This window comes from Streptomyces sp. NPDC002809, from assembly GCF_040295435.1.
Lineage (GTDB): Bacteria > Actinomycetota > Actinomycetes > Streptomycetales > Streptomycetaceae > Streptomyces.
Genome location: NZ_JBEOVJ010000030.1, coordinates 1 through 20,752, shown reverse-complemented (window position 1 = coordinate 20,752; position 20,752 = coordinate 1). Strand labels below are relative to the sequence as shown.

Annotated in this window: 22 protein-coding genes; 16 read left to right on the top strand and 6 right to left on the bottom strand. The window is 72.0% G+C overall.

Annotated features, from left to right (window positions below):
• The first annotated feature begins 43 nt into the window (after nucleotides 1–43).
• The 4 genes from ABT025_RS19515 to ABT025_RS19500 all read left to right on the top strand — a co-directional run bounded on the left by ABT025_RS19515 (nucleotide 44) and on the right by ABT025_RS19500 (nucleotide 4,170).
• Nucleotides 44–1,003 (top strand): dihydrodipicolinate synthase family protein, encoded by a 960-nt coding sequence (locus tag ABT025_RS19515; protein ID WP_350995605.1) that lies wholly within the window; start codon nucleotides 44–46, stop codon nucleotides 1,001–1,003.
• The gene (locus ABT025_RS19510) at nucleotides 1,000–1,965 is read left to right on the top strand and encodes an ROK family protein (protein ID WP_350995603.1); all 966 of its coding nucleotides are present in this window, start codon (nucleotides 1,000–1,002) and stop codon (nucleotides 1,963–1,965) included. The genes ABT025_RS19515 and ABT025_RS19510 overlap by 4 nt, the downstream gene beginning before the upstream one ends.
• On the top strand, nucleotides 1,962–2,642 hold the full coding sequence (locus ABT025_RS19505) for an N-acetylmannosamine-6-phosphate 2-epimerase (protein WP_350995601.1): 681 nt from the start codon (nucleotides 1,962–1,964) through the stop codon (nucleotides 2,640–2,642). The genes ABT025_RS19510 and ABT025_RS19505 overlap by 4 nt, the downstream gene beginning before the upstream one ends.
• A gap of 64 nt (nucleotides 2,643–2,706) precedes the next feature.
• Nucleotides 2,707–4,170, top strand: a complete 1,464-nt coding sequence (locus ABT025_RS19500) for a sialate:H+ symport family MFS transporter (protein ID WP_350995599.1) — start codon at nucleotides 2,707–2,709, stop codon at nucleotides 4,168–4,170.
• 122 nt (nucleotides 4,171–4,292) lie between these two features.
• On the opposite strand, the gene ABT025_RS19495 is transcribed toward ABT025_RS19500, so the two are convergent.
• The 4 genes from ABT025_RS19495 to ABT025_RS19480 form a co-directional block, all read right to left on the bottom strand.
• Nucleotides 4,293–4,610 carry a DUF2625 family protein gene (locus ABT025_RS19495; protein ID WP_350995597.1) on the bottom strand — a complete coding sequence of 106 codons (318 nt, stop codon included), beginning with the start codon at nucleotides 4,608–4,610 and terminating at the stop codon, nucleotides 4,293–4,295.
• A complete protein-coding gene (locus ABT025_RS19490; RefSeq protein WP_350995595.1) occupies nucleotides 4,607–5,017 on the bottom strand; it encodes a DUF2625 family protein in 411 nt (136 codons plus the stop codon). The genes ABT025_RS19495 and ABT025_RS19490 overlap by 4 nt, the downstream gene beginning before the upstream one ends.
• Before the next feature lie 124 nt (nucleotides 5,018–5,141).
• On the bottom strand, nucleotides 5,142–6,368 hold the full coding sequence (locus ABT025_RS19485; protein ID WP_350995593.1) for an acetyl-CoA C-acetyltransferase: 1,227 nt from the start codon (nucleotides 6,366–6,368) through the stop codon (nucleotides 5,142–5,144).
• Between the two features lie 263 nt (nucleotides 6,369–6,631).
• Entirely contained in the window at nucleotides 6,632–7,555 is a 924-nt protein-coding gene (locus tag ABT025_RS19480; RefSeq protein WP_350995769.1) for a LysR substrate-binding domain-containing protein, read from the bottom strand.
• A 160-nt stretch (nucleotides 7,556–7,715) separates the two neighbouring features.
• Between ABT025_RS19480 and ABT025_RS19475 the strand changes: the two genes are divergently transcribed.
• The 4 genes from ABT025_RS19475 (at nucleotide 7,716) to ABT025_RS19460 (ending at nucleotide 11,873) form a co-directional block, all read left to right on the top strand.
• Nucleotides 7,716–8,633 (top strand): CoA transferase subunit A, encoded by a 918-nt coding sequence (locus ABT025_RS19475; protein WP_350995766.1) that lies wholly within the window; start codon nucleotides 7,716–7,718, stop codon nucleotides 8,631–8,633.
• 46 nt (nucleotides 8,634–8,679) lie between these two features.
• Nucleotides 8,680–9,456: a CoA-transferase subunit beta gene (locus ABT025_RS19470; RefSeq protein WP_350995591.1), complete on the top strand. Its 777-nt coding sequence runs from the start codon at nucleotides 8,680–8,682 to the stop codon at nucleotides 9,454–9,456.
• A gap of 69 nt (nucleotides 9,457–9,525) precedes the next feature.
• Complete coding sequence (locus ABT025_RS19465) at nucleotides 9,526–11,097, top strand: 3-hydroxyacyl-CoA dehydrogenase (protein WP_350995589.1); 1,572 nt, start codon at nucleotides 9,526–9,528, stop codon at nucleotides 11,095–11,097.
• Nucleotides 11,098–11,477: 380 nt separating this feature from the next.
• Complete coding sequence (locus tag ABT025_RS19460; RefSeq protein WP_350995587.1) at nucleotides 11,478–11,873, top strand: VOC family protein; 396 nt, start codon at nucleotides 11,478–11,480, stop codon at nucleotides 11,871–11,873.
• Between the two features lie 139 nt (nucleotides 11,874–12,012).
• Here ABT025_RS19460 and ABT025_RS19455 read toward each other — a convergent pair whose 3' ends face one another.
• Complete coding sequence (locus ABT025_RS19455; RefSeq protein ID WP_350995585.1) at nucleotides 12,013–12,729, bottom strand: DUF6597 domain-containing transcriptional factor; 717 nt, start codon at nucleotides 12,727–12,729, stop codon at nucleotides 12,013–12,015.
• Between the two features lie 59 nt (nucleotides 12,730–12,788).
• Here ABT025_RS19455 and ABT025_RS19450 point away from each other — a divergent pair, with 59 nt between their 5' ends.
• On the top strand, nucleotides 12,789–13,163 hold the full coding sequence (locus tag ABT025_RS19450) for a CU044_2847 family protein (protein ID WP_350995583.1): 375 nt from the start codon (nucleotides 12,789–12,791) through the stop codon (nucleotides 13,161–13,163).
• A gap of 18 nt (nucleotides 13,164–13,181) precedes the next feature.
• On the opposite strand, the gene ABT025_RS19445 is transcribed toward ABT025_RS19450, so the two are convergent.
• Nucleotides 13,182–14,285 carry a YihY/virulence factor BrkB family protein gene (locus tag ABT025_RS19445; RefSeq protein WP_350995763.1) on the bottom strand — a complete coding sequence of 368 codons (1,104 nt, stop codon included), beginning with the start codon at nucleotides 14,283–14,285 and terminating at the stop codon, nucleotides 13,182–13,184.
• Nucleotides 14,286–14,359: 74 nt separating this feature from the next.
• Between ABT025_RS19445 and ABT025_RS19440 the strand changes: the two genes are divergently transcribed.
• The 7 genes from ABT025_RS19440 to ABT025_RS19410 form a co-directional block, all read left to right on the top strand.
• A complete protein-coding gene (locus ABT025_RS19440; protein ID WP_350995581.1) occupies nucleotides 14,360–15,997 on the top strand; it encodes an acyl-CoA dehydrogenase family protein in 1,638 nt (545 codons plus the stop codon).
• Between the two features lie 260 nt (nucleotides 15,998–16,257).
• A complete protein-coding gene (locus ABT025_RS19435; RefSeq protein WP_350995579.1) occupies nucleotides 16,258–17,538 on the top strand; it encodes a helix-turn-helix domain-containing protein in 1,281 nt (426 codons plus the stop codon).
• An 81-nt stretch (nucleotides 17,539–17,619) separates the two neighbouring features.
• Complete coding sequence (locus ABT025_RS19430; RefSeq protein WP_350995577.1) at nucleotides 17,620–18,228, top strand: GNAT family N-acetyltransferase; 609 nt, start codon at nucleotides 17,620–17,622, stop codon at nucleotides 18,226–18,228.
• Nucleotides 18,229–18,398: 170 nt separating this feature from the next.
• Nucleotides 18,399–18,482, top strand: coding sequence for a putative leader peptide (locus tag ABT025_RS19425; RefSeq protein ID WP_310739661.1), 84 nt, complete (start codon nucleotides 18,399–18,401; stop codon nucleotides 18,480–18,482).
• A 114-nt stretch (nucleotides 18,483–18,596) separates the two neighbouring features.
• A complete protein-coding gene (locus ABT025_RS19420; protein WP_350995575.1) occupies nucleotides 18,597–20,294 on the top strand; it encodes a nitrite/sulfite reductase in 1,698 nt (565 codons plus the stop codon).
• Nucleotides 20,291–20,470 (top strand): hypothetical protein, encoded by a 180-nt coding sequence (locus tag ABT025_RS19415; protein ID WP_350995573.1) that lies wholly within the window; start codon nucleotides 20,291–20,293, stop codon nucleotides 20,468–20,470. The genes ABT025_RS19420 and ABT025_RS19415 overlap by 4 nt, the downstream gene beginning before the upstream one ends.
• Nucleotides 20,467–20,752 (top strand): phosphoadenosine phosphosulfate reductase domain-containing protein (locus ABT025_RS19410; RefSeq protein WP_350995571.1); only part of this gene is annotated, 286 nt, incomplete at its 3' end. The genes ABT025_RS19415 and ABT025_RS19410, both read left to right, overlap by 4 nt.

Genomic DNA, 20,752 nt, shown 5'->3' with positions numbered 1-20,752 from the left:
CTCAGGCCGCGGATCGGTGTCCCGATCAGCTGGAGTCCTCACCATGTCTCTGACCGCACCGCTGCACGGCGTCGTCCCGCCGGTCTGCACCCCGCTCGACTCCCGCGGGGAGGTCGACACCACGTCGCTCGTCCGCCTCGTCGAGCACCTCATCGGCGGGGGCGTACACGGACTCTTCGCGCTCGGCTCCACCAGCGAGGTCGCCTACCTCACCGACGAACAGCGCGCCACGGTCCTGGAGACCGTCGTCAACGCGACCGACGGCCGCGTACCGGTCCTCGCCGGGGTCATCGACACCACCACCGCGCGGGTCATCGAGCACGCCAAGTCCGCCGCCGCCCTGGGCGCCGACGCCCTGGTTGCGACCGCGCCGTTCTACACCCGTACCCACGCCAAGGAGATCGCCGGGCACTTCCGCCGGCTGCGCGCCGAGGTGGACCTGCCGCTGTTCGCGTACGACATCCCGGTCGCCGTGCACAGCAAGCTTTCCTCCGCGCTGGTCCGTGAGCTCGCCGAGGACGGCACCCTGGCCGGCCTCAAGGACAGCAGTGGCGACGAGGGCGGGCTGCGCCGGCTCGTCGTCGAGCTCGGCGGCCGCGAGGGCCGCGCCGACGGCCCGGTGCCGGACTTCAGCATCCTCACCGGCTCCGAGCTGACCGTCGACGCGGCCCTGCTCGCCGGCGCCGACGGCGTCGTCCCCGGGATCGGCAACGTGGACCCGGCGGCCTACGTACGGCTCTACGAGGCCGCACGGGCCGGTGACTGGACGCTGGCCGCCAAGGAGCAGGAGCGGCTGATCGAGCTGTTCGCCATGGTCGACGTCGGCCCCGAGGCCGACATGGGCCGCAGCTCCTCGGCGCTCGGCTCGTTCAAGTCGGCGCTCCGGCTGCTCGGCATCATCGACTGCGGCGACACCGCGTTCCCGCAGATCCAGCTGTCCGCCGAATCCGTCGCGCTCGTCTCCGGACGGCTGCGCGACGCCGGTCTGCCGCCGGTCCGATGACCACCTCGGCACAGCCGGCACCGGCCGGGGGGCCCGTCGTCGGCCTCGACCTCGGCGGCACGAAGATCGCGGCCGCGCTCTTCGGAGCGGACGGCACGGTCCTGGCCCGGCACAGCAGGCCCACTCCGGCCCAGGAGGGCGCCGCCGCGGTGCTCGACGCGCTCGCCGCGGCCGCCGACGAGGTCGACCCCGGCCGCAGCGCCACGGTGCTCGGCATCGCAGCGGCCGGGGTGATCGATCCCCGTACCGGCATGGTCACCAGCGCCACCGACTCCATCCGCGGCTGGGCGGGCACCCCGCTGGGCGTCGGGCTGGCCAACCGCACCGGTTACGCGGTGGCCTGCGACAACGACGTGCGCGCCACGGCCGGACCGGAGCTCGCCGCGCTGAACGCGGAGACCGAGGGCCACGGCTCGCTGCTCTTCGCCGCCATCGGCACCGGTGTCGGCGGCGCCATCGCCGTCGACGGGCGGATGCTGCACGGCGCATCCGGAATCGCCGGGCACATCGGCCATCTGCCCAGCCCCGAGGCGGCCGGCCTGCCCTGCACCTGCGGCGCCGCCGGCCACCTGGAGGTCATCGCCTCCGGGCCCGGAATCGCCGCCCACTACGAGCGGCTGACCGGCGCCCCCGTGGACCGGCTGGAGACCGTCGCCGCGCGCGCCGCGCAGGGCGACGCCCATGCCGTCACCGCCATCACCACCGGCGCGGCCGCCGCCGGTCACGTCCTCGGCGGGCTCGCCAACGCGTTCGGCCCCGACCGGGTCGTCGTCGGCGGCGGGGTCCCGCGGATCGGCGCGCTGTACGAGGACGCCCTGCGGTCCGCCTTCGCCGGGGAGCTCATGAGGCCCCTGCGGCGGCTCGTCCCGCAGGCTCCGCTGTTCGGCCACGACGCGGCCGTGTTCGGCGCGGCCGCCCTCACCACCACCCTTCCCCTCCACCACCCGGGAGCTCTCCGATGACCGCACAGGAACTGGCCACTTCCCTCCAGGGCAAGCTGATCGTGTCCTGCCAGGCGCCCCCCGGCGATCCGATGCGGGAGACGTCCACCCTGGTGCGGCTCGCGCTGTCGGCGGTCGCCGGTGGCGGCGCCGCGATCCGGGCCAACGATCCGGAGGTCGTCGCCGCGATCACCGCCGCCGTCGACCTGCCGGTCATCGGTCTGTGGAAGGACGGCGACGTCGGGGTGTTCATCACCCCGACCGTCCGGCACGCCCTGGCGGTGGCCGAGGCGGGCGCGGCCGTCGTCGCAGCGGACGCCACCGACCGGCCGCGCCCCGACGGCTCCACGTTCGCCGAGCTCGTGGAGGCTGTTCACGCGGCAGGCGCCCTTGTCATGGCCGATGTCTCCACCCTCGCCGAGGGCGTCACGGCGGCCGCTCTGGGGGCGGACTTCGTCTCCACGACCCTGTCCGGCTACGTGCCCGGGACGCCGAAGCAGACCGGCCCCGATCTCGATCTGGTCTCGGCGCTCTCCGCCGCGATCGACGTCCCGGTCGTCGCCGAAGGCCGTATCAACACCCCCGAGGAAGCGGCCGAGGCCTTGGCACTCGGCGCCCACAGCGTCGTCGTCGGCACCGCCATCACCGCTCCCACGGCTCTGACCGCCCGCTTCGTGGCAGGCATCACCCGGCCCTGACCTGTCCCAACACGCGGGACGGCTGTTCAAATGACCGGGCACCGTCCCGCACCCTGGAGTCACCGTGCAGACCACCACACCCCCCACGCTCCCCTGGTACCGCCAGCTGAGCCGCACCCAGTGGAAGTCGTTCTTCGCCGCCTGGATCGGCTATGTACTCGACGGCTTCGACTTCGTGCTGATCACCCTCGTGCTGACCGAGATCAGTGACGAGTTCGGCCTGAGCACGGTGCAGGCGGCCAGCCTGATCTCCGGTGCGTTCATCACCCGCTGGCTGGGCGGGGCCGTACTCGGCGCCATCGGCGACCGCTACGGCCGCAAGCTCTCCATGGTGCTCAGCATCCTGCTGTATTCGGTGGGCACCTTCGCGTGCGGGTTCGCGTGGAACTACACCAGTCTGTTCGCCGCCCGGCTGGCCATCGGCATGGGCATGGCCGGCGAGTACAGCGCCAGCTCCACGTACGTCATGGAGAGCTGGCCCGCCGCCCTGCGCAACCGGGCCAGCGGTTTCCTGATCTCCGGCTTCTCGGTCGGCTCGGTGCTCGCCGCCCAGGTCTACGACTGGGTGGTGCCCTCGCTCGGCTGGCGCTGGATGTTCTACCTGGGGCTCATCCCGATCGCCATCGCGCTGTGGATGCGGCGTGCGCTGCCCGAGGCCGAGGAGTGGACGGAGTCCGTGGCGGACAAGGGCGCCAAGCCCAACCCGTTCCGGCCGCTGTTCCTGACCCGTGCTCGGTCCACCGTCAACATGGTCCTCGTCGTGGTCGCCACGGTCTCCCTGTTCCTCGTCTTCACCCCGGGCGGGGCCGGCATGGTGCCGGTGCTCGCGGTGATCGCCGGTCTCTCGCTCGCCGCGTTCGCCGTCCAGCTGGGCGGGAAGCGCAGCTGGGTGCTGTACCTGTCGATGATCGTCACGCTGTTCTTCGCGTTCCTGTACTCGTGGCCCATCCAGGCCCTGCTGCCCACGTATCTGAAGACGGAGCTGGGCTACACCACGGACCAGGTCACCGACGTGCTGTACTTCGCGGGCTTCGGCACCATGGTGGGCTGCTGGGTCGCGGGCTTCCTCGGCGACTGGATCGGCACGAAGAAGGCGTACGCGCTGACGCTGCTGGCTTCGCTCGCCTTCGTCTATCCGGTCTTCGCGGTGCAGAACAACCTGATGCTGCTCGGCATCCTGCTCTTCCTGCTCCAGGCGACGAGCTTCGGCATCTCCGGGCTGCTCCCCCGCTACATCGGCGGACACTTCCCGACCGCGAACCGGGGTGCGGCGCTCGGCTTCACTTACAACGTGGGCGCCCTCGGCGGGGCGGTCGCCCCGGTGCTCGGGGCCCATCTCGCCTCCGGGATGGACCTGGGCCGAGCACTGGCGGTACTGACGTTCGCGGGCACGGTGATCGTGGTGCTGCTAGTCGGCTTCGACGTACCGGCGCGACTGAACCGGCTGACGGACCCGGACGCCGAGCACGACCACCTGGCGGTGGCGCCGGCGCCGAACGCCGGCGAGCGCGTCCGCGCGGACCGGTAGCGACCTCGCCCGCAAGGTCACCGGTCCCCGCGGGTGAGGCGGTGAGGCCGTGGGCCGGCTCAGGAGAACAAACCGGTCACGGGTCGGACTTCGGCCACGGACCCGGTCCTGAGCCGACGGCCTCACACATCGCCGAGGAACCCGGGATCCACAGGCCCCGCCTGCCTGGCGAAATCAGCCGCCACGCCGAGGACCTCGCGCATCGGCACCGCCAGCCGTCTCGTGGCCGCGAGATCCGCGTGGGCCTCCTTGGACCACAGGAACGGAAAGACGGTGATTCCCTGCGAGAGGGCCAGTGCCCCGGCCTCCTCCCGCCAACCGGGCCAGCGCAGCCCGTCGTAGAACGTCTCCAGGCGGTCCGAGAGCAGCCAGGAGACCCACACGGAATGGCCCATCTCCAGCGTCTCCCACGCGAGGGTGTCGGGAGCGAAGTAGGTCATCTGGCCCGGGCCCCGGGGCGGCCGGAACCCTCAGGATCATGGCCGTTCAGCGCGAAGACCCCGCCCACGGCGTCGTGGCCCACGACAAGACCGGCCGCGGGGTGCCACGTGGGGTCGAAGGCCGCGGGAAACCCGTTGACCTGGCCCAGGCTCGGCAGACCGCCGTCGGCGGCCGAACCTCCGCCGAACACTCGCACCCAGCCGTCGTCCAGGAGCAGCCCGCCGGTGTTCAGCACGAGAGCACCGAGCATCGACCGGGCGGTGACCTGCATCTGCAAGAGGCTCCGACGCCCCTCGTCGAAGTCGGCGGGAAGCACCTGCACGGGAACGGAACACGCGGCGACGATCTCCTGAAGCCCGGGCCAGGCCGGATCGTCCGCGTCGGCCAACTCGTCGATCTCTCGCATCCGAAGATGATCGCACCGGCCCGCCCGGCCCCGACAACGGGGCCGGGGCCGCGCCCGAGAGCCTCGACGCGGCTTCACGGAGGATTTCGAGCGGGCACCCGGTCAACCGCAGTGCCGTCAGGCCTCAGACCGCGATGCGCTCGAAGACCGCGGCGAGTCCCTGACCGCCGCCGATGCACATGGTCTCCAGGCCGAAGCGGGCCTCACGGCGGTGCATTTCCCTGGTGAGGGTGGCGAGGATGCGGGCGCCGGTGGCGCCGACGGGGTGGCCGAGCGAGACGCCCGAGCCGTTCACGTTGATCCGTTCCTCGTGGTCCTTCTCGCCGAGGCCCAGTTCGCGGGTGCAGGCCAGCACCTGGGCGGCGAAGGCCTCGTTGAGCTCGATCAGGTCGAGGTCGGCGAGGGTGAGCCCGGCGCGGGCGAGCGCGGTCCGGGTCGCGGGGACGGGGCCGATGCCCATGGTGGCTGCGGGCACACCGGCGCGGGCGAAGGAGACCAGGCGCACCAGCGGGGTGAGGCCCAGGCGTTCGGCGGTGGCGGCGCTGGTCACCAGGCAGGCGGCCGCCGCGTCGTTCTGGCCGCTGGCGTTGCCCGCCGTGACCGTGGCGTCCGGATCGGACTTGCCCAGGATCGGGCGGAGCGCGGCAAGCTGTTCGGCGGTGGTGTCCGGGCGGGGGTGCTCGTCGGCGGTGACCACCGTCTCGCCCTTGCGCGTGCGCACCGTCACCGGGACGGTCTCCGCCTCGTACCGCCCCTCGGCCATGGCGCGGCCGGCGCGCTGCTGCGAGCGCAGGGCGAGGGCGTCCTGGTCGGCGCGGCTGATGCCGTACTCGCGGCGGAGGTTCTCGGCGGTCTCGATCATGCCGCCGGGCACCGGGTGGTTGACGCCGCCGGCGGTGACCCGGCCGCGGGCCAGCGAGTCGTGGAGCTGGAGGCCTGGCCCCTTGATACCCCAGCGGCCTTCGTGCGTGTAGTAGGGGGCGGCGCTCATCACGTCGACGCCGCCGGCGATCACCACGTCGCTGAAACCGGCCCTGATCTGCATCGCCGCGTCAAGGACGGCCTGGAGCCCGGAGCCGCAGCGGCGGTCGGTCTGAAGGCCGGTGACGGACTGCGGGAGCCCGGCGTCCAGGGCGGCGACCCGGCCGATGGCGGGGGCGTCGGAGGTCGGATAGGCGTGCCCGAGGATCACCTCGTCGACCCGGTCCGGATCGATCCCCGTGCGGGCGACGACCTCGGCGATGACACGTGCGGCGAGGGCGGCCGGCGTCTCCCCGGCGAACGCTCCGCCGAAGCGGCCGATGGGGGTGCGCAGCGGTTCGCAGATCACGACATCGTTCTGGTCGGGCACAGCGGGGCCTTTCAGGGAAGGGACAGAAGGGGACAAGGGTGTGTCACGACCCTCGCACCCGACGACTGAGTCGGTCCAATATCCAGTTCCCTCTGATTCAAGACGCAGCGCGTCTCAATGGGGCGGACGGCTCGGCGGGCGGGCGTCGGCAGCACGTCCCGGTGGGGCGGACGGCTCGGCGGGCGGGCGTCGGCAGCACGTCCCGGTGAGGCGGACGGCTCGGTGGGCTGGCGTCGGCAGCGCGTCCCGGTGAGGCGGACGGCTCAGTGGGCGGGCGTCGACAGCGCAGCCCCGGGAGCGGGCGTCGGCAGCGCGTCCTCAGCGACAGCGAGGACCGCGCGCAGGGCGGCCGAGGGATTGTCGTCCCGCCAGGCCAGGGCGGCCTGGCGCCTGATGGGCGGCCCGGCGAGCGGCCGGTAGACGAGGCCGCTCTGCTGGATGTGCTGGACGGAGGTCACCGTCAGGGTCACCCCGACGCCGGCGGCGACCAGCGCCAGGATCGTGTAGGAGTCGGGGGCCTCCTGCACCACCCTCGGGTTGAATCCGGCGGCCTCGCAGGCCCCGACCATCGCGTCCCGCACGGTGGAGCCGGTGTTCGCGGGGAACGAGACGAACGGCTCCCCGGCCAGTACCTCGATCGGAACGCTGTCCCGGGCGGCGAGCGGATGGTCGGAGGGCAGCGCGCACACCAGCTCCTCCTCGTCGATGACCCGGTAGGTCACGCCCGGCTGCGTCACAGGCAGTCGCACGAAGCCCAGGTCGAGCGAGCCGTCCGCGACCCGGGCCAGCGCGACGTTGGCGTAGGTCTGGCCGGTCATGACGAGTTCGATCCCGGGGTGGGCGGCGCGCACCGCCCTGGTCAGCCGGGGCAGCGTCTCGTGGCTGGAGGCACCCGCGAAGCCGATGCTGACCCGCCCGTACTCGCCGCGGCCGGCCGCCTTCGCGGCCCGTACGGCCGTGTCCAGGTCGTCGAGCACGGTCCGCACCGGCTGGAGGAACGAATCCCCCGCACTGGTGAGCCGCACCGAGCGGGTGTTGCGCTCGAAGAGCTGGACCCCCAGCTCCTTCTCCAGCTGACGGATCTGCTGGCTCAGCGGCGGCTGAGCCATCTGCAGCCGCCTGGCGGCCCGGCCGAAGTGCAGCTCCTCGGCCACGGCCAGGAACGCGGACAGATGGCGCAGCTCCATGCCCGCCCCTTCCTCAGCACTCATTGATTAACCAGACGTCCTGATCCGAGCTTAATTCGGTATTGGACAGCGAACAATGGACGCTGGCACCGTGGGTCGACACGCGCGCCCGCACAGGCAGAGGAGCACCGTGGCCACGACCCACCGGAAAGACAAGACGATGTCGATGAAGGCGGCGGTCGCCGCCTTCGTCCACGACGGCGCCACTGTCTGCCTCGAAGGCTTCACCCATCTCATCCCGACTGCCGCGGGTCACGAGATCATCCGACAGGGCCGCCGCGATCTCACGGTCGTACGGATGACCGCGGACATCGTCGTGGACCAGATGATCGCCGCGGGCTGTGTGACGCGGCTGGTCTCCTCCTTCGTGGGCAACTCGTCGGCCGGTTCGCTCGGTGAGCTCCGCCGCCGGGTGGAGAGCGCGGACCCGGCGCCCCTCGCCTTCGAGGAGTACAGCCACTACGGAATGATCTGCCGCTATCTCGCCGGTTCGCAGCGGCTGCCGTTCTACCCGTTGCGCTCCTACGGCGGCAGCGACCTTCCGTCCGTCAACAGCGATCTGCGCAAGGTGACTTCGCCGTATCCCGGTCCGGACGGCGAACCCGAGCAGATCTACGTCGTGCCGCCCGTCAACCCTGACGTGACGATCATCCACGCCCAGCGCGCCGACCGTGGCGGCAACACCCAGATGTGGGGGCTGACCGGCGTCCAGGCCGAGGCGGTGTACGCGGCGGACAAGGCGGTCGTCGTCGTGGAGGAGATCGTCGACGACGAGGTGATCCGCTCCGACCCCAACCGCACGCTCGTCCCCGCGCACGCGGTCGACGCCGTGGTCTGCTGCCCGCGCGGGGCGCATCCCTCGTTCGCCCAGGGGTACTACGACCGGGACAACGCCTTCTACCGGGCCTGGTCGCACATCAGCAAGGATCCGCAGCGCCTCCAGGACTGGCTGGACGAGTGGGTGCGTGGGACGGCGGACCACGCGGAGTACGTCGACAGGCTGGGCGAGGAGTTCTGGGCGGGGCTCGCGGTCGGCGAGGCGTTCAGCGAACCGGTGAACTACGGGCGACGACTGTGAGCACGTCCGGGGGAACCACGGCCACGGACCACGAAAGGGACGGCTCATGACCGCCACCACACCGGACTCCCTCACCTCGTCCGAACTGCTCTCCGTCGTCGCCTCCCGCGAACTGGCCGCGCGCCGTACCGTGTTCGCCGGGATCGGTCTGCCGACCCTCGCCACCGAGCTGGCCCATCTGACGGTCGCCCCGGACATCGAGGTGGTGTACGAGTCCGGGGTCTGCGGCGCCCACCCCTCGCAGCTGCCGGAGACCATCGCCGACGCGGTGCTGATCACGGGGGCGGAGGCGGTGATCCCGATGCCCATGCTCTTCGGCTGTGTGCTCCAGGGCGGCCATATCGACGTGGGCTTCCTGGGCGCCGCGCAGATCGACCGGTGGGGCAACCTCAACACCTCGGTGATCGGCGACTGGGACAGCCCGTCGGTCCGGCTGCCCGGTTCGGGCGGCGGCGTCGAGGTGATGGCCAACTCCCACGAGGTCTTCGTGGTGATGCGCCGTCACCACCCCCGCTCCTTCCCGGCGGAGCTCGACTTCTGCACCACCCCGGGCCCGGACCGCGCGCTCGCCGAGGGCATCCGGCCGCTGGGCGCCGGTGTCACCCGGGTCGTCACGGAACTGGGCATCCTGGCCCGCGAGGGCGTGGGCGAGGAGCTGCGGCTGGTCGCCGTCCAGCCCGGCGTCACCGTGGCGCAGGTGCGGGCCGCGACCGGCTGGGACCTCCGGGTCTCCGACACGGTCGACGAGGTGCCGCCCCCGACCGGGGACGAACTGCGGCTGCTGCGCGAGGATGTCGACCCGGCCCGCGTGTACCTGCGCTGATCCGCACCCACCTGTCCGGCACTCACCTGTCCGACACCCACCCGCCCCATCGAGAGGACCAGGACCACCATGCGTATCAGGATCGTCGGCGCCGGAGCCATGGGCCGCGGCATCGCCCAGTGGGCCGCCGTCGGCGGACACACCGTCGAGCTGTCCGACGTGCGGACGGAGGCGGTGACGGAGGCGGCCGCCTTCGTACGGTCCATGCTCGAAAGGGCCGTGCAGAAGGGCCGGATGTCCGCCGAGGACGCGGCCGGCGCCGTGGACCGGGTGCTTCCGCTGGACGACCCGTGGGCCGAGGGACCGGACGTCGAGCTGGCCATCGAGGCCGTACGGGAGGACCTGGCCACGAAGACGGAGGTCTTCGGCAGGCTGGAGCAGGCGCTGCCCGCATCCGCCGTCCTCGCCACGAACACCTCCTCGCTGTCCGTGACCCGGATCGCCGCCGGTCTCAAGGACCCGACGCGCCTGGCCGGGCTGCACTTCTTCAACCCCGTCCCGCTGATGCGGATCGTCGAGGTCGTACCCGGCGCCGCCACGCGCCCGGAGATCCCGCCGCTGCTCACCGCGCTCGTGGAGAGCTGCGGACACCGTGCGGTGACGGTCGCCGACACCCCGGGATTCCTCGTGAACCACGCCGGGCGCGGACTGGCGACCGAAGCACTCGCGCTGCTGGAGGAGACGGTCACCGACCCGGCGGGCATCGACCGCATCGCGCGGGACGTACTGGGCCTGCGGATGGGCCCGTTCGAGCTGATGGACCTCACCGGACTCGATGTGACCGCCGCGGTCATCGACTCGATCTGGGAGGGCTTCCGCCACGAGGACCGGCTCCGTCCCTCGTACCTGACCCCGAACCGGGTGACGGCCGGGCTGCACGGGCGCAAGACGGGACGCGGCTGGTTCCCGTACGGCCCCGAGGCAGCCGCGCCCGCGCCGGAGGCGCCGCTCACCGGCGACCCGGACCGGCCGGTGCACGTCGTCGCCGCCTCCCCGGCCGGCGAACGCGACGCCACAGCGCTGCGGGAGGCTCTGACCGCGGCGGGGGCCACGGTCGAGACCGGCGCGGAGCCGTCCGCCGGGGCGCTGGTACTGGTCCCGGTCTGGGGCACCACGGTGGCCTCCGCGGTGGCCGCGCACGGGCTGCCCGCGGGGCGCACCTTCGGGGTGGACCCGTTGGCGACGGCCGGGCGCCGCCGGGTTCTGGCCGTGACTCCGGCCGCGGAGCCGGCGGCGGCGCGGGACGCCCGCGCGGTACTGGCGCGGGCCACGGCCGGAGGCGAGCCGTTCGCGGTGTCGGTGGTGCGGGACACGGCGGGCTCGGTCGCACAGCGGCTGCTCGCGTCGATCGTGTCGGTCTCGGCATCGATCGCGGAGCGCGCGCTGGCGGCCCCCGCCGACATCGATCTGGCGGTGACGACCGGTCTCGGCTACCCGGTGGGCCCGCTGGCCTGGGGCGACCGGATCGGCGCGGTCCGAATGCTGGAGCTGCACGGGGCGCTGTACGCCACGACCGGTGACCCGCGCCACCGCCCGACCCGCTGGGTCACCGAACGTGCGGCAGTGGGCCTGGCCCTGACGGACCCGGGCACCTCGCCGGCGGACTGCCTGGACGGCGAGGAGGCAGGCGGAACCGTGTGAGCGGCGCGGCGCGGCCCTGCCGGCTCTCGGTTCAGCCCACGAGCCGGACCGCAGCCGGCAGGCCCGCCGCCGTCACCGCGCCAGAAGCCGAGGACGCGCAGAGCGGGACGGGACGGGGCGGGACGGGGCGGGACGGGGCGGGACGGGGCGGGACGGCGCCGGTCGCGCGGCGCGGACGGCATGGACGGTGCGCGCCATGAACGGCGCGGACGGCGCGACGGCTCGACGGCTCGACGGCTCGACGGCTCGACGGCATGAACGGCGCGGGCAGCGCGGACGGCATGAACGGCATGAAGGGTGCGGGCAGCGCCGGCGGTGCGGGATAGGAAACGACCGATTCGTTCAAGACCGCGGGCCGGTATCCGGCCTACCGTCGGGTCATGACTCCACGACTCGACGCAATCTCCCTCACCACCGCGGATCTGGCCGCGTCGCTCGCCTTCTACCGCCGGCTCGGCCTCGACATCCCCGCCGACGCGGAATCCTCACCCCATGTCGAAGTGACGCTCCCGGGCGGGCAGCGCCTGCTGTGGGACACCGAGGCCGTCGTCCGCTCCTTCGACCCCGAGTGGGCCGCGGCGAACGGCGGTGAGCGGCTCGGGCTCGCCTTCCTCTGCGACAGCCCGGCGGAGGTCGACGCCGTCCACGACGAGCTGACCGGCGCCGGATACCGGAGCCATCTGAAACCGTGGGACGCGGTGTGGGGGCAGCGCTATGCGGTGGTCCTCGACCCGGACGGCTGTGCGGTGTCGCTGTTCGCGCCGGCAGCCTCCTGAGCCGGTCACCCGGACCACGCACGGCCTGGGCCGATCACCTGGACCACGCACGGCCTGAGCCGATCGCCCGGGCACGCACGGCCGGCGCAGATCACCGCGCCGGCCGCCCCGGAGGCAGTGGCCGGAGCGTACGAGCACGCTACGTCGGCGGGTCCGCTCCCCGTGCGGCCAGGTACCCGGAAAGGGTGGTGCCGGCCAGTTCGCGCACCTCCCGCGCGAGGTGGGCCTGATCGGCGCAGCCCGCGATCAGTGCGGCGTCGGCGTATGGCGTCCCTGCCCTTACGAGCGCCAGCGCCCGTTGCAGCCGCAGCACCCGGGCGAGCGTCTTGGGGCCGTATCCGAAGGCGGCCAGGGAGCGGCGGTGCAGCTGACGGGCGCCGAGGCCCGCCGCCTCGGCCGTCTGCGCGACGGTACGGCCGCTGTCCAGCCGCGCGGCGACGAACCGCATCACCGGGTCCGGCGGCGCGGTGTCCGCCGACCGGAGCACCGCGATGTCCTCCAGCGCGGCAGCCGGGTCGGCGGCCCCGGCGACCCGCTCGGTGAGTTCACGGACCGACGCCGCCGGCCACAGGTCGGCCAGCGCGACGCGGCGGTCACGCAGTTCGTGCGCCGGTACGCCCAGCAGGGCGGGCGCCGTCCCGGGGGCGAAGCGGATGCCCGCGTAACTGCCGCCGCCCGAGCCGGACGGCGGTTCCGCACGGGTGTCCGGGCCTGCGACGAGCAGTCGGCCGTCAATCCACAGCAGGTCCATGCAGCCGTCGGGCAGCACCGCGTGGCCCGGTCCCTGCGGCACGGTCAGGGTCCATACCTTCGCACCGTCGATTCGCGACGCGCGCTCTTCGTACCTGTCGCCCATGGCACTAGTCTCGTCGACTGACGGAGAACGGGCGGAACCGCGGCACCCCGGGGGCGGCCATGGCGGCACTGATGGAGTTCACCACCGACAGCGGCGAGACGGTGACGGTCGAGGTCGACCGGCACGCCCCGGGTGCGCAGCTGGTCGCGCGCGACGGCCATGCGCTGGCCCGGGCGGAGCGCACCTTCGACGAGGCGCTCCAGGGCATCCGGTCGGCGGCCGAGTCGGCACTGGCGGTGTTCCGGGACGGCACGCTGAAGCCGGACGGGGTGGAGCTCGAATTCGGTGTGAAGATCACGGCCGAGGCCGGGGCTGTGATCGCCAAGAGCGCGCTGGAGGGCCATCTGACGGTCAAACTGTCGTGGTCGCCGGGCTCGTCCACCGGGACCCTTGCGACGGCTCCGCCCACGTCGCCCGCCCCGCCCGCCGACTGAGGCTGACGGCCGGCCCGCTCACTCGCCGTGCGGCTGCGGTTTGTCCGGCTCCTTCTCACGGCTCGGCTGCAGGCGGGACTTCACGTCGTCCGGCGGCAGGAACCGTGACCACCGTTCCGGGAACTCGGACGGCATGTACGGGCTGTCGCCGTCGTCCCCGTCGTCGTCCGGGCCGCCGTCCCAGCTCTCCGCCTGGGTGCGGGCCACGAACTCGGCCGCCTGGGCCGCGCGCACCCGGTCGTTGGCGGCACGGGCCGCCGCCGTCGCCACCGAGGGCCACACCCGGTCGATGGCCGCGTTGACCGCGGCGCCCACCAGCACCGCGAACGCGGAGATGCCGATCCACAGCAGTACCGCGATCGGGGCGGCCAGCGACCCGTAGATCGTGGGCCCCTCGACCGTACTGGTGAGGTAGATCCGCAGCAGGAAACTGCCGAGCACCCACATCGCCAGGGCCATCAGGGCACCCGGCATGTCCTCGATCCACGGCGAGCGGACGGGGACGGACACGTGGTAGAGCGTCGTCAGGAAGGCGATGGACAGCAGTATCACCAGCGGCCAGTACAGGACGCTTATGACCTCGGTGCCCCAGGGGATGAACTCCACGACCCGGTCGGGGCCGACCACCAGGAGCGGCAGCACGACCGCGCCCAGCAGCAGCGCCACCACGTACAGCAGGAAGGCGAGCATCCGGGTCTTGACGAGGCCGCGCTGGCCGTCGAGCCCGTACATGACGGTGATGGTGTCGATGAAGACGTTGACCGCGCGTGAACCGGACCAGAGCGCGATCGCGAAGCCGATCGAGATGACGTCGGGCCGGGCCCCGGTGGTGACGTCAGCCAGGAGCGGTTTGGCGAAGTCGTTGACGCCGCGCTCGGAGAGCACCGTGTGGGCGGCGCTGAGGATGTTGCGCTCGATGGAGGCGACCGTGGTGGTGCTGGTCCACTCGTCGACGTAGCCGAGCAGGCCGATCAGTCCGAGGAGCAGCGGAGGCAGGGACAGCAGGGTGAAGAACGCCGCCTCGGCGGCGAGTCCCAGAATGCGGTACTCCATGCACGAATTGACGGTGTCCTTCAGCAACTGCCAGGCCAGTTGCCGCTTGGACACGTTGCGATAGAGCACTCTGGCCCGGTGGAGCCGGCCCGGTGGCCGCTCGGGTGTTTCATTTGCTGCCTGCACGTCCATACCGTAGCGGCATGGCAGCCACCACCCACACAGTGTCCAACCAGGCCCCTCCTCTCCTCGGCTACGACGTCTTCGGCGCGGACCGGGTGCTCACCGAAGCCGTGGATCGCCACCTCCCGGCCGAGCTGCTCGACGATGCGCGGGACGGGCTCGCCGAGCTCGGCCGGTCCGCCGGGTCCGCCCAGGCCGCGGAGTGGGGAGCGCAGGCCAACGACAATCCGCCGCGGCTGCGGACCCATGACCGCTACGGGCACCGCATCGACGACGTGGAGTTCCACCCGGCCTGGCACCGGCTGCTGGGCCATGCCGTCACCGCCGGCCTGACGGATGCGTGGGACCGGCCGGGCGGGCATGTGCGCCGGGCCGCCGGTTTCCTGGTGTGGACGCAGGCCGAGGCGGGCCACGGCTGCCCGCTCTCGATGACGCACGCGGCGGTACCCGCGCTGCGGACCGATCCGGCGGTGGCGGCGGAGTGGGAACCGCTGCTGACCTCGCACGTGTACGAGGAGGAGCTGCGGCCGGCCGGGCAGAAGACCGGGGCGCTCCTCGGGATGGGCATGACGGAGAAGCAGGGCGGCACGGACGTGCGGTCCAACACGACGCGTGCGGAGCCGCTGGCGGCCGAGGGGGAGTATCTGCTCACCGGGCACAAGTGGTTCTGCTCGGCGCCGATGTCCGACGGGTTCCTGGTGCTGGCGCAGGCCCCGGACGGGCTGACGTGTTTCCTGCTCCCCCGGGTGCTGCCGGACGGCACGCGCAACGTGTTCGCGATCCAGCGGCTCAAGGACAAGCTGGGCAACCGGTCCAACGCATCGGCCGAGGTCGAGTTCGACGGGACGTGGGTGCGCAGGATCGGTGAGGAGGGGCGCGGGGTCCGCACCATCATCGACATGGTGGCGGCGACCCGGCTGGACTGTGTGACGGGCTCGGCGGCGCTGATGCGGCAGGCGGTGGCGCAGGCGGTCCACCACGCCACGTACCGCAGCGCGTTCGGCGGGGTGCTGGTCGACAAGCCGCTGATGCGCAATGTGCTGGCCGATCTGGCGCTGGAGTCGGAGGCCGCGACGGTGCTGGCGATGCGGCTCGCGGCCGCGTACGACGCGGGGACCGAGGGCGAGTCGGCGTTCCTGCGGATCGCGGTGCCCACGGCGAAGTACTGGGTGACGAAGCGGTGCACCCCGCTGGTGGCCGAGGCCCTCGAATGCCTGGGCGGCAACGGCTATGTGGAGGAGTCGGGGATGCCGCGGCTGCTGCGCGAGGCGCCGCTCAACTCGATCTGGGAGGGCTCGGGGAATGTCCAGGCGCTGGATGTCCTGCGGGCGCTGCAGCGTGAGCCGCTGGCACTGAACGCGTTCCTCACGGAGGTCGGACGGGCGCGGGGGGCCGACCACCGGCTCGACCGGGCGATCAAGGACCTGCTGACGGAGCTCGCCGACCTGGAGGGCATCGAGGCACGGGCCCGCCGGCTCGTGGAGCGGATGGCGCTGGTGCTGCAGGGTTCGCTGCTGGTGCGCTGGGCTCCGCCGGAGGTGGCCGATGCGTTCTGTGCGTCACGCCTGGGCGGGGATCGCGGTTCGGCCTTCGGGACGCTGCCGCACACACTCGATCTGGCATCGGTCGTGGAACGGGCCCGGCCCGTGGAGCGGTGACGGGGACGGCGTCCGCGCAGCAACAGGGGGTGGTGCTGCGCCGACACGGCACCACCCCCCATGCTGTACACACCGGACTTCGGGGCCGAAACCCTGCCGTTCGGTGTTCCGTCACTCTTGTACGGTCGCGCGGCCGTCGCCAGAGTTGCAGAGGGTTGCAACCATTGTGTGGAGTTGCGGTGCCGGAGCTCCCGCAGCGGCAGGATGGGTCCCATGGCTCCTTGACCAGGTCCAGCACAGTCATGAGGGGGAATTCCGGCATGGAGACGAGTCCGGTCGACGTGATGCGGCTCGCTGCCCAGGAATCCGGCCGGGCCAACCGCCTGGTCCACCGGGCCCGCGAGGCGCGGATGGCGGGCGACCGCATGCCCACGGCACCGCGGGCGGAGATCGGGGCCTCGTGGGACCGGGTGCTGCGCAGCGGGATCGATCCGGAACAGACCACCCACAGCATTCTGCTGGAGCTGGACGAGGTCGAGCACCGGCGCCGGAGTTCCGCGCTGGGCGAGGTGATGCCGCTGCTCAGCGACGGCCTGGCGGGCATCGCGGACGCCTCGCAGCAGATCATGGTGGTCACCGATGTGGAGGGCCGGGTGCTGTGGCGCCAGGGCAACACTGGGGTGCTGCGCCTGGCGGACACCATCTGCCTGGCCGAGGGCGCCGCCTGGTCCGAGGCGATCACGGGCACCAACGCCATCGGCACCGCGCTCGCCTCGCGCGCCGCTGTGCAGGTCCACTCCGCGGAGCACTTCGTCCGCAGTCTGCACGGCTGGACGTGCGCGGCGGCCCCGGTGCGCGATCCGCGGGACGGCCGGCTGATGGGGATCGTCGACATCAGCGGTCCGGCGAGCACCTTCCATCCGACGACGCTCGCCCTGGTCGGTTCGGTGGCCCGGCTGGCCGAGAGCGAGATCAGGACCCAGCACCTGCAGGCGATCGACCGGCTGCGCTCGGTGGCCGCGCCGATGCTCTGCCGGCTGGGGGGCCGGGCTCTGGCAGTGGACGGCCACGGCTGGCTGGCCGCGGTCACCGGGATGCCTCCGGTGGACCGGCTGCCCCTGCCGAAGTCACTGCAGCCGGGCCGGGTGTGGCTGCCCTCGCTCGGGATGTGCCGGGTGGAGCCGCTGCCGGGCGGCTGGCTGGTGCAGGTGGCGGACGGTGCGATGGACAGCCCGCCACGCCGGGTCGTGCTGGATCTGAGCCTGCCGCGCAGCCTCGCGGTGAATGTGGTGAGCCCGGTGGGCACGTGGACGCAGCGGCTCTCCCCGCGCCACGCCGAGCTGCTGTACGCGCTGGCCCTGCACCCCGAGGGGCGTACGGCGTCCGAACTGGCGGAGGACCTCTTCGGCGATCCGACCAGGACGGTGACGGTCCGGGCCGAGATCTCGCGGCTGCGGCGCCATCTCGCGGAGGTGCTGGCGCACCGCCCGTACCGCTTCGGCGAAGGGGTCGAGGTGGAGGTGATCCGTCCGGAGCACCCGGGCGATCTGCTGCCGCGGTCGAAGGCGCCGGTGGTGGTGGCGGCGCGCAGCGCCTCCTGAACGCCGTTCCCGCAGGTCCGGAGCGCCTGCTCCCGGGTACCGGCTTGGGCCGGGGCGGCGGGGCATGGTTTTCTGGCAGTCATGAGCAACCCCGCGCGTCCATCCGACCCCGCCCTCGCCGAGGTGACCGTCTGGTCCCTGGAGCAGACCTCCCCCGACGACCTGCGGCCCTCGGCCGTGCCGGAGGCGGACGTACGGATCGTCCGTTCCGAGGTGCCGCTGCCCGAGTTCAGCCGCTTCCTCTATACGGCGGTCGGCGGCGACATCCAGTGGACTGACCGGCTGACGATGACGTACGCGCAGTGGCAGGAAGTGCTGGACCGGCCGGGCGCGGAGACGTGGGTGGCGTACGCGAACGGGACACCGGCCGGATACGTGGAGCTGGACCCGCAGGACGACGGCGTGGTCGAGATCATGTACTTCGGCCTCCTCCCGGCTTTCCGGGGACGCCGGATCGGCGGGCATCTGCTCTCGTACGGGGTCGCGCGCGCGTGGGACCTGGCGGAGCGGTGGCCGGAGCGGCCCGCGACGAAGCGGGTGTGGGTGCACACCTGCTCCAAGGACGGGCCGCACGCCATGGGGAACTACCAGCGCCGCGGCTTCCGGCTGTTCGACACCAGGACGGAGCTGGAGCCCGAGGTCGCCACCCCGGGTCCGTGGCCGGAATCCGGCCGGCCGCCGCTTCCGTAGGCACCGGCGGAAATCCCTCGTAAGAAATGCACACGGTTGTCCGGTTTTCCGGCCACCTGGCGCCCGTCATCAAGGTGACGGGCGCCACATCGTCTCGTCTGTCGGGACAGTCTCGTCCACATCATGGATAGTGGTGGACTGCTCCGAGACCCGCGTGACACGCTTCCGTCATGCCTGGAACTGGAATTGCCTTGGTGAGTCGACGCCACGTCGACCTCGGCCGCATGTCCAGCGCCATCTGTCCGGCGAGCTGAGAGTCCCAGCACCGCCGCGATCAACCTTTCTCTGCACATCCTGCGCACCGCCGCGCCTCCATGCGAGTGTGCAGTTCAGAGCCGCCCTCCTGCAGTCCCGAAGGACGTACTGTCATGGCCGCTACCCCGGAACAGCCCGCGCCCGCCACGCCCCGCCGCAAGGCTGGACGCCACCGTGGCGAAGGCCAGTGGGCACTGGGGCACTACACCCCGCTCAACGGCAATGAGCAGTTCAAGAAGGACGACGACAGTCTCAACGTGCGGACGCGCATTGAGACGATCTACTCCAAGCGCGGGTTCGACTCGATCGACCCCAACGACCTTCGTGGACGCATGCGTTGGTGGGGTCTGTACACCCAGCGACGGGCCGGTATCGACGGCGGCAAGACCGCGGTCCTCGAGCCCGAGGAGCTCGAGGACAAGTACTTCATGATGCGGGTCCGCATCGACGGCGGAAGGCTGACCACCACTCAGCTGCGCGTCATCGGCGAGATCTCCGAGGAGTACGCCCGCGGCAGCGCGGACATCACCGACCGTCAGAACGTCCAGATGCACTGGATCCGCATCGAGGACGTCCCGGCGATCTGGGAGAAGCTGGAGGCCGTCGGCCTCTCCACCACCGAGGCGTGCGGCGACTGCCCCCGCACGATGATCGGTTCCCCGGTGGCGGGCATCGCCGCCGACGAGATCATCGACGGCACCTCGGCGCTGGACGAGATCCACGAGCGCTACATCGGCAACCCGGAGTTCTCCAACCTGCCGCGCAAGTTCAAGACCGCCATCTCCGGCTCCCCGGTGCAGGACGTGGTGCACGAGATCAACGACATCGCGTTCGTCGGCGTCGAGCACCCCGAGCACGGCCCCGGCTTCGACCTCTGGGTCGGCGGCGGCCTCTCCACCAACCCGCGACTGGCCGAACGCCTGGGCGCCTGGGTTCCGTTGGACGAGGTCGCGGACGTGTGGGCCGGCGTCGTGGGAATCTTCCGCGACTACGGCTACCGCCGGCTCCGCAACCGCGCCCGCCTGAAGTTCCTGGTGGCCGACTGGGGCGTCGCGAAGTTCCGCCAGGTACTGGAGGACGAGTACCTCAAGCGCCCGCTGCTGGACGGTCCCGCCCCCGCGGAGCCCAGCAGCCGCTGGCGCGACCACATCGGTGTCCACCCGCAGCAGGACGGCCGTTTCTACGTCGGTTTCGCGCCTCGCGTCGGCCGGGTCGACGGTTCCACCCTGGCCAAGATCGCCGAACTCGCCGAGGCGAACGGCTCCGGCCGGGTGCGCACCACCGTCGAGCAGAAGATGATCATTCTCGATGTGGAGCAGGACCGGGTCGAGTCCCTGTCCGCCGGCCTGGAGGCGCTCGGCTTCCAGGTGAAGCCGTCCTCGTTCCGCCGCGGCACGATGGCCTGCACAGGCATCGAGTACTGCAAGCTGGCGATCGTCGAGACCAAGGCGCGCGGCGCCGCACTCATCGACGAACTGGAGCGCCGCCTCCCGGAGTTCGACGAGCCGCTGACCATCAACATCAACGGCTGCCCCAACGCCTGCGCCCGCATCCAGACCGCGGACATCGGCCTCAAGGGCCAGCTCATGCTGGACGACGAGGGCAACCAGGTGGAGGGCTACCAGGTACACCTCGGCGGCGCACTCGGCCTGGAGGCCGGATTCGGCCGCAAGGTCCGCGGCCTGAAGGTCACTTCGGCCGAGCTGCCCGACTACGTCGAGCGGGTCCTGGAGAAGTTCCAGGCAGAGCGCGAGGACGACGAACGCTTCGCCACCTGGGCCGCCAGGGCCAGTGCGGAGTCGCTGTCATGAGCGAGCGCGCCGCGCCGTTTCACTGCCCCTACTGCGGCGACGAGGACCTGCGCCCGCACGAGGCAGGCCACGGGGCCTGGGAATGCGTCTCCTGCAACCGGGCGTTCCAGCTGAAGTTCCTGGGTCTGCTGACCCGGGGACTGCAGCGCAACGACGGTGAAGGGGACGGGACATGACGGACACTCTGCAGACTGGGCAGCTCTCCGCGACTGAACTCAGGGACCTGGCCGAGCGTGCGGGCCGGGAGCTGGAGGACGCCTCCGCACTGGAGATCCTCCAGTGGGCCACCCGGACCTTCGGCCCGCAGTTCTGCGTGACGTCGTCGATGGAGGACGCGGTCGTCGCCCATCTCGCCTCCCGGGCCCTGCCCGGGGTGGACGTGGTCTTCCTCGACACGGGCTACCACTTCCCCGAGACGATCGGCACGCGTGACGCGGTGGAGGCGGTGATGGACGTCC

What these genes read in the sequence shown, in the direction of transcription:
- ABT025_RS19515 (WP_350995605.1), top strand. Translation starts at nt 44, where the DNA reads ATGTCTCTGACCGCACCGCTGCACGGCGTCGTCCCGCCGGTCTGCACC.
- ABT025_RS19510 (WP_350995603.1), top strand. Translation starts at nt 1,000, where the DNA reads ATGACCACCTCGGCACAGCCGGCACCGGCCGGGGGGCCCGTCGTCGGC.
- ABT025_RS19505 (WP_350995601.1), top strand. Translation starts at nt 1,962, where the DNA reads ATGACCGCACAGGAACTGGCCACTTCCCTCCAGGGCAAGCTGATCGTG.
- ABT025_RS19495 (WP_350995597.1), bottom strand. Translation starts at nt 4,610, where the DNA reads ATGACCTACTTCGCTCCCGACACCCTCGCGTGGGAGACGCTGGAGATG.
- ABT025_RS19490 (WP_350995595.1), bottom strand. Translation starts at nt 5,017, where the DNA reads ATGCGAGAGATCGACGAGTTGGCCGACGCGGACGATCCGGCCTGGCCC.
- ABT025_RS19480 (WP_350995769.1), bottom strand. Translation starts at nt 7,555, where the DNA reads ATGGAGCTGCGCCATCTGTCCGCGTTCCTGGCCGTGGCCGAGGAGCTG.
- ABT025_RS19475 (WP_350995766.1), top strand. Translation starts at nt 7,716, where the DNA reads ATGTCGATGAAGGCGGCGGTCGCCGCCTTCGTCCACGACGGCGCCACT.
- ABT025_RS19470 (WP_350995591.1), top strand. Translation starts at nt 8,680, where the DNA reads ATGACCGCCACCACACCGGACTCCCTCACCTCGTCCGAACTGCTCTCC.
- ABT025_RS19465 (WP_350995589.1), top strand. Translation starts at nt 9,526, where the DNA reads ATGCGTATCAGGATCGTCGGCGCCGGAGCCATGGGCCGCGGCATCGCC.
- ABT025_RS19460 (WP_350995587.1), top strand. Translation starts at nt 11,478, where the DNA reads ATGACTCCACGACTCGACGCAATCTCCCTCACCACCGCGGATCTGGCC.
- ABT025_RS19455 (WP_350995585.1), bottom strand. Translation starts at nt 12,729, where the DNA reads ATGGGCGACAGGTACGAAGAGCGCGCGTCGCGAATCGACGGTGCGAAG.
- ABT025_RS19450 (WP_350995583.1), top strand. Translation starts at nt 12,789, where the DNA reads ATGGCGGCACTGATGGAGTTCACCACCGACAGCGGCGAGACGGTGACG.
- ABT025_RS19440 (WP_350995581.1), top strand. Translation starts at nt 14,360, where the DNA reads ATGGCAGCCACCACCCACACAGTGTCCAACCAGGCCCCTCCTCTCCTC.
- ABT025_RS19435 (WP_350995579.1), top strand. Translation starts at nt 16,258, where the DNA reads ATGGAGACGAGTCCGGTCGACGTGATGCGGCTCGCTGCCCAGGAATCC.
- ABT025_RS19430 (WP_350995577.1), top strand. Translation starts at nt 17,620, where the DNA reads ATGAGCAACCCCGCGCGTCCATCCGACCCCGCCCTCGCCGAGGTGACC.
- ABT025_RS19425 (WP_310739661.1), top strand. Translation starts at nt 18,399, where the DNA reads ATGCCTGGAACTGGAATTGCCTTGGTGAGTCGACGCCACGTCGACCTC.
- ABT025_RS19420 (WP_350995575.1), top strand. Translation starts at nt 18,597, where the DNA reads ATGGCCGCTACCCCGGAACAGCCCGCGCCCGCCACGCCCCGCCGCAAG.
- ABT025_RS19415 (WP_350995573.1), top strand. Translation starts at nt 20,291, where the DNA reads ATGAGCGAGCGCGCCGCGCCGTTTCACTGCCCCTACTGCGGCGACGAG.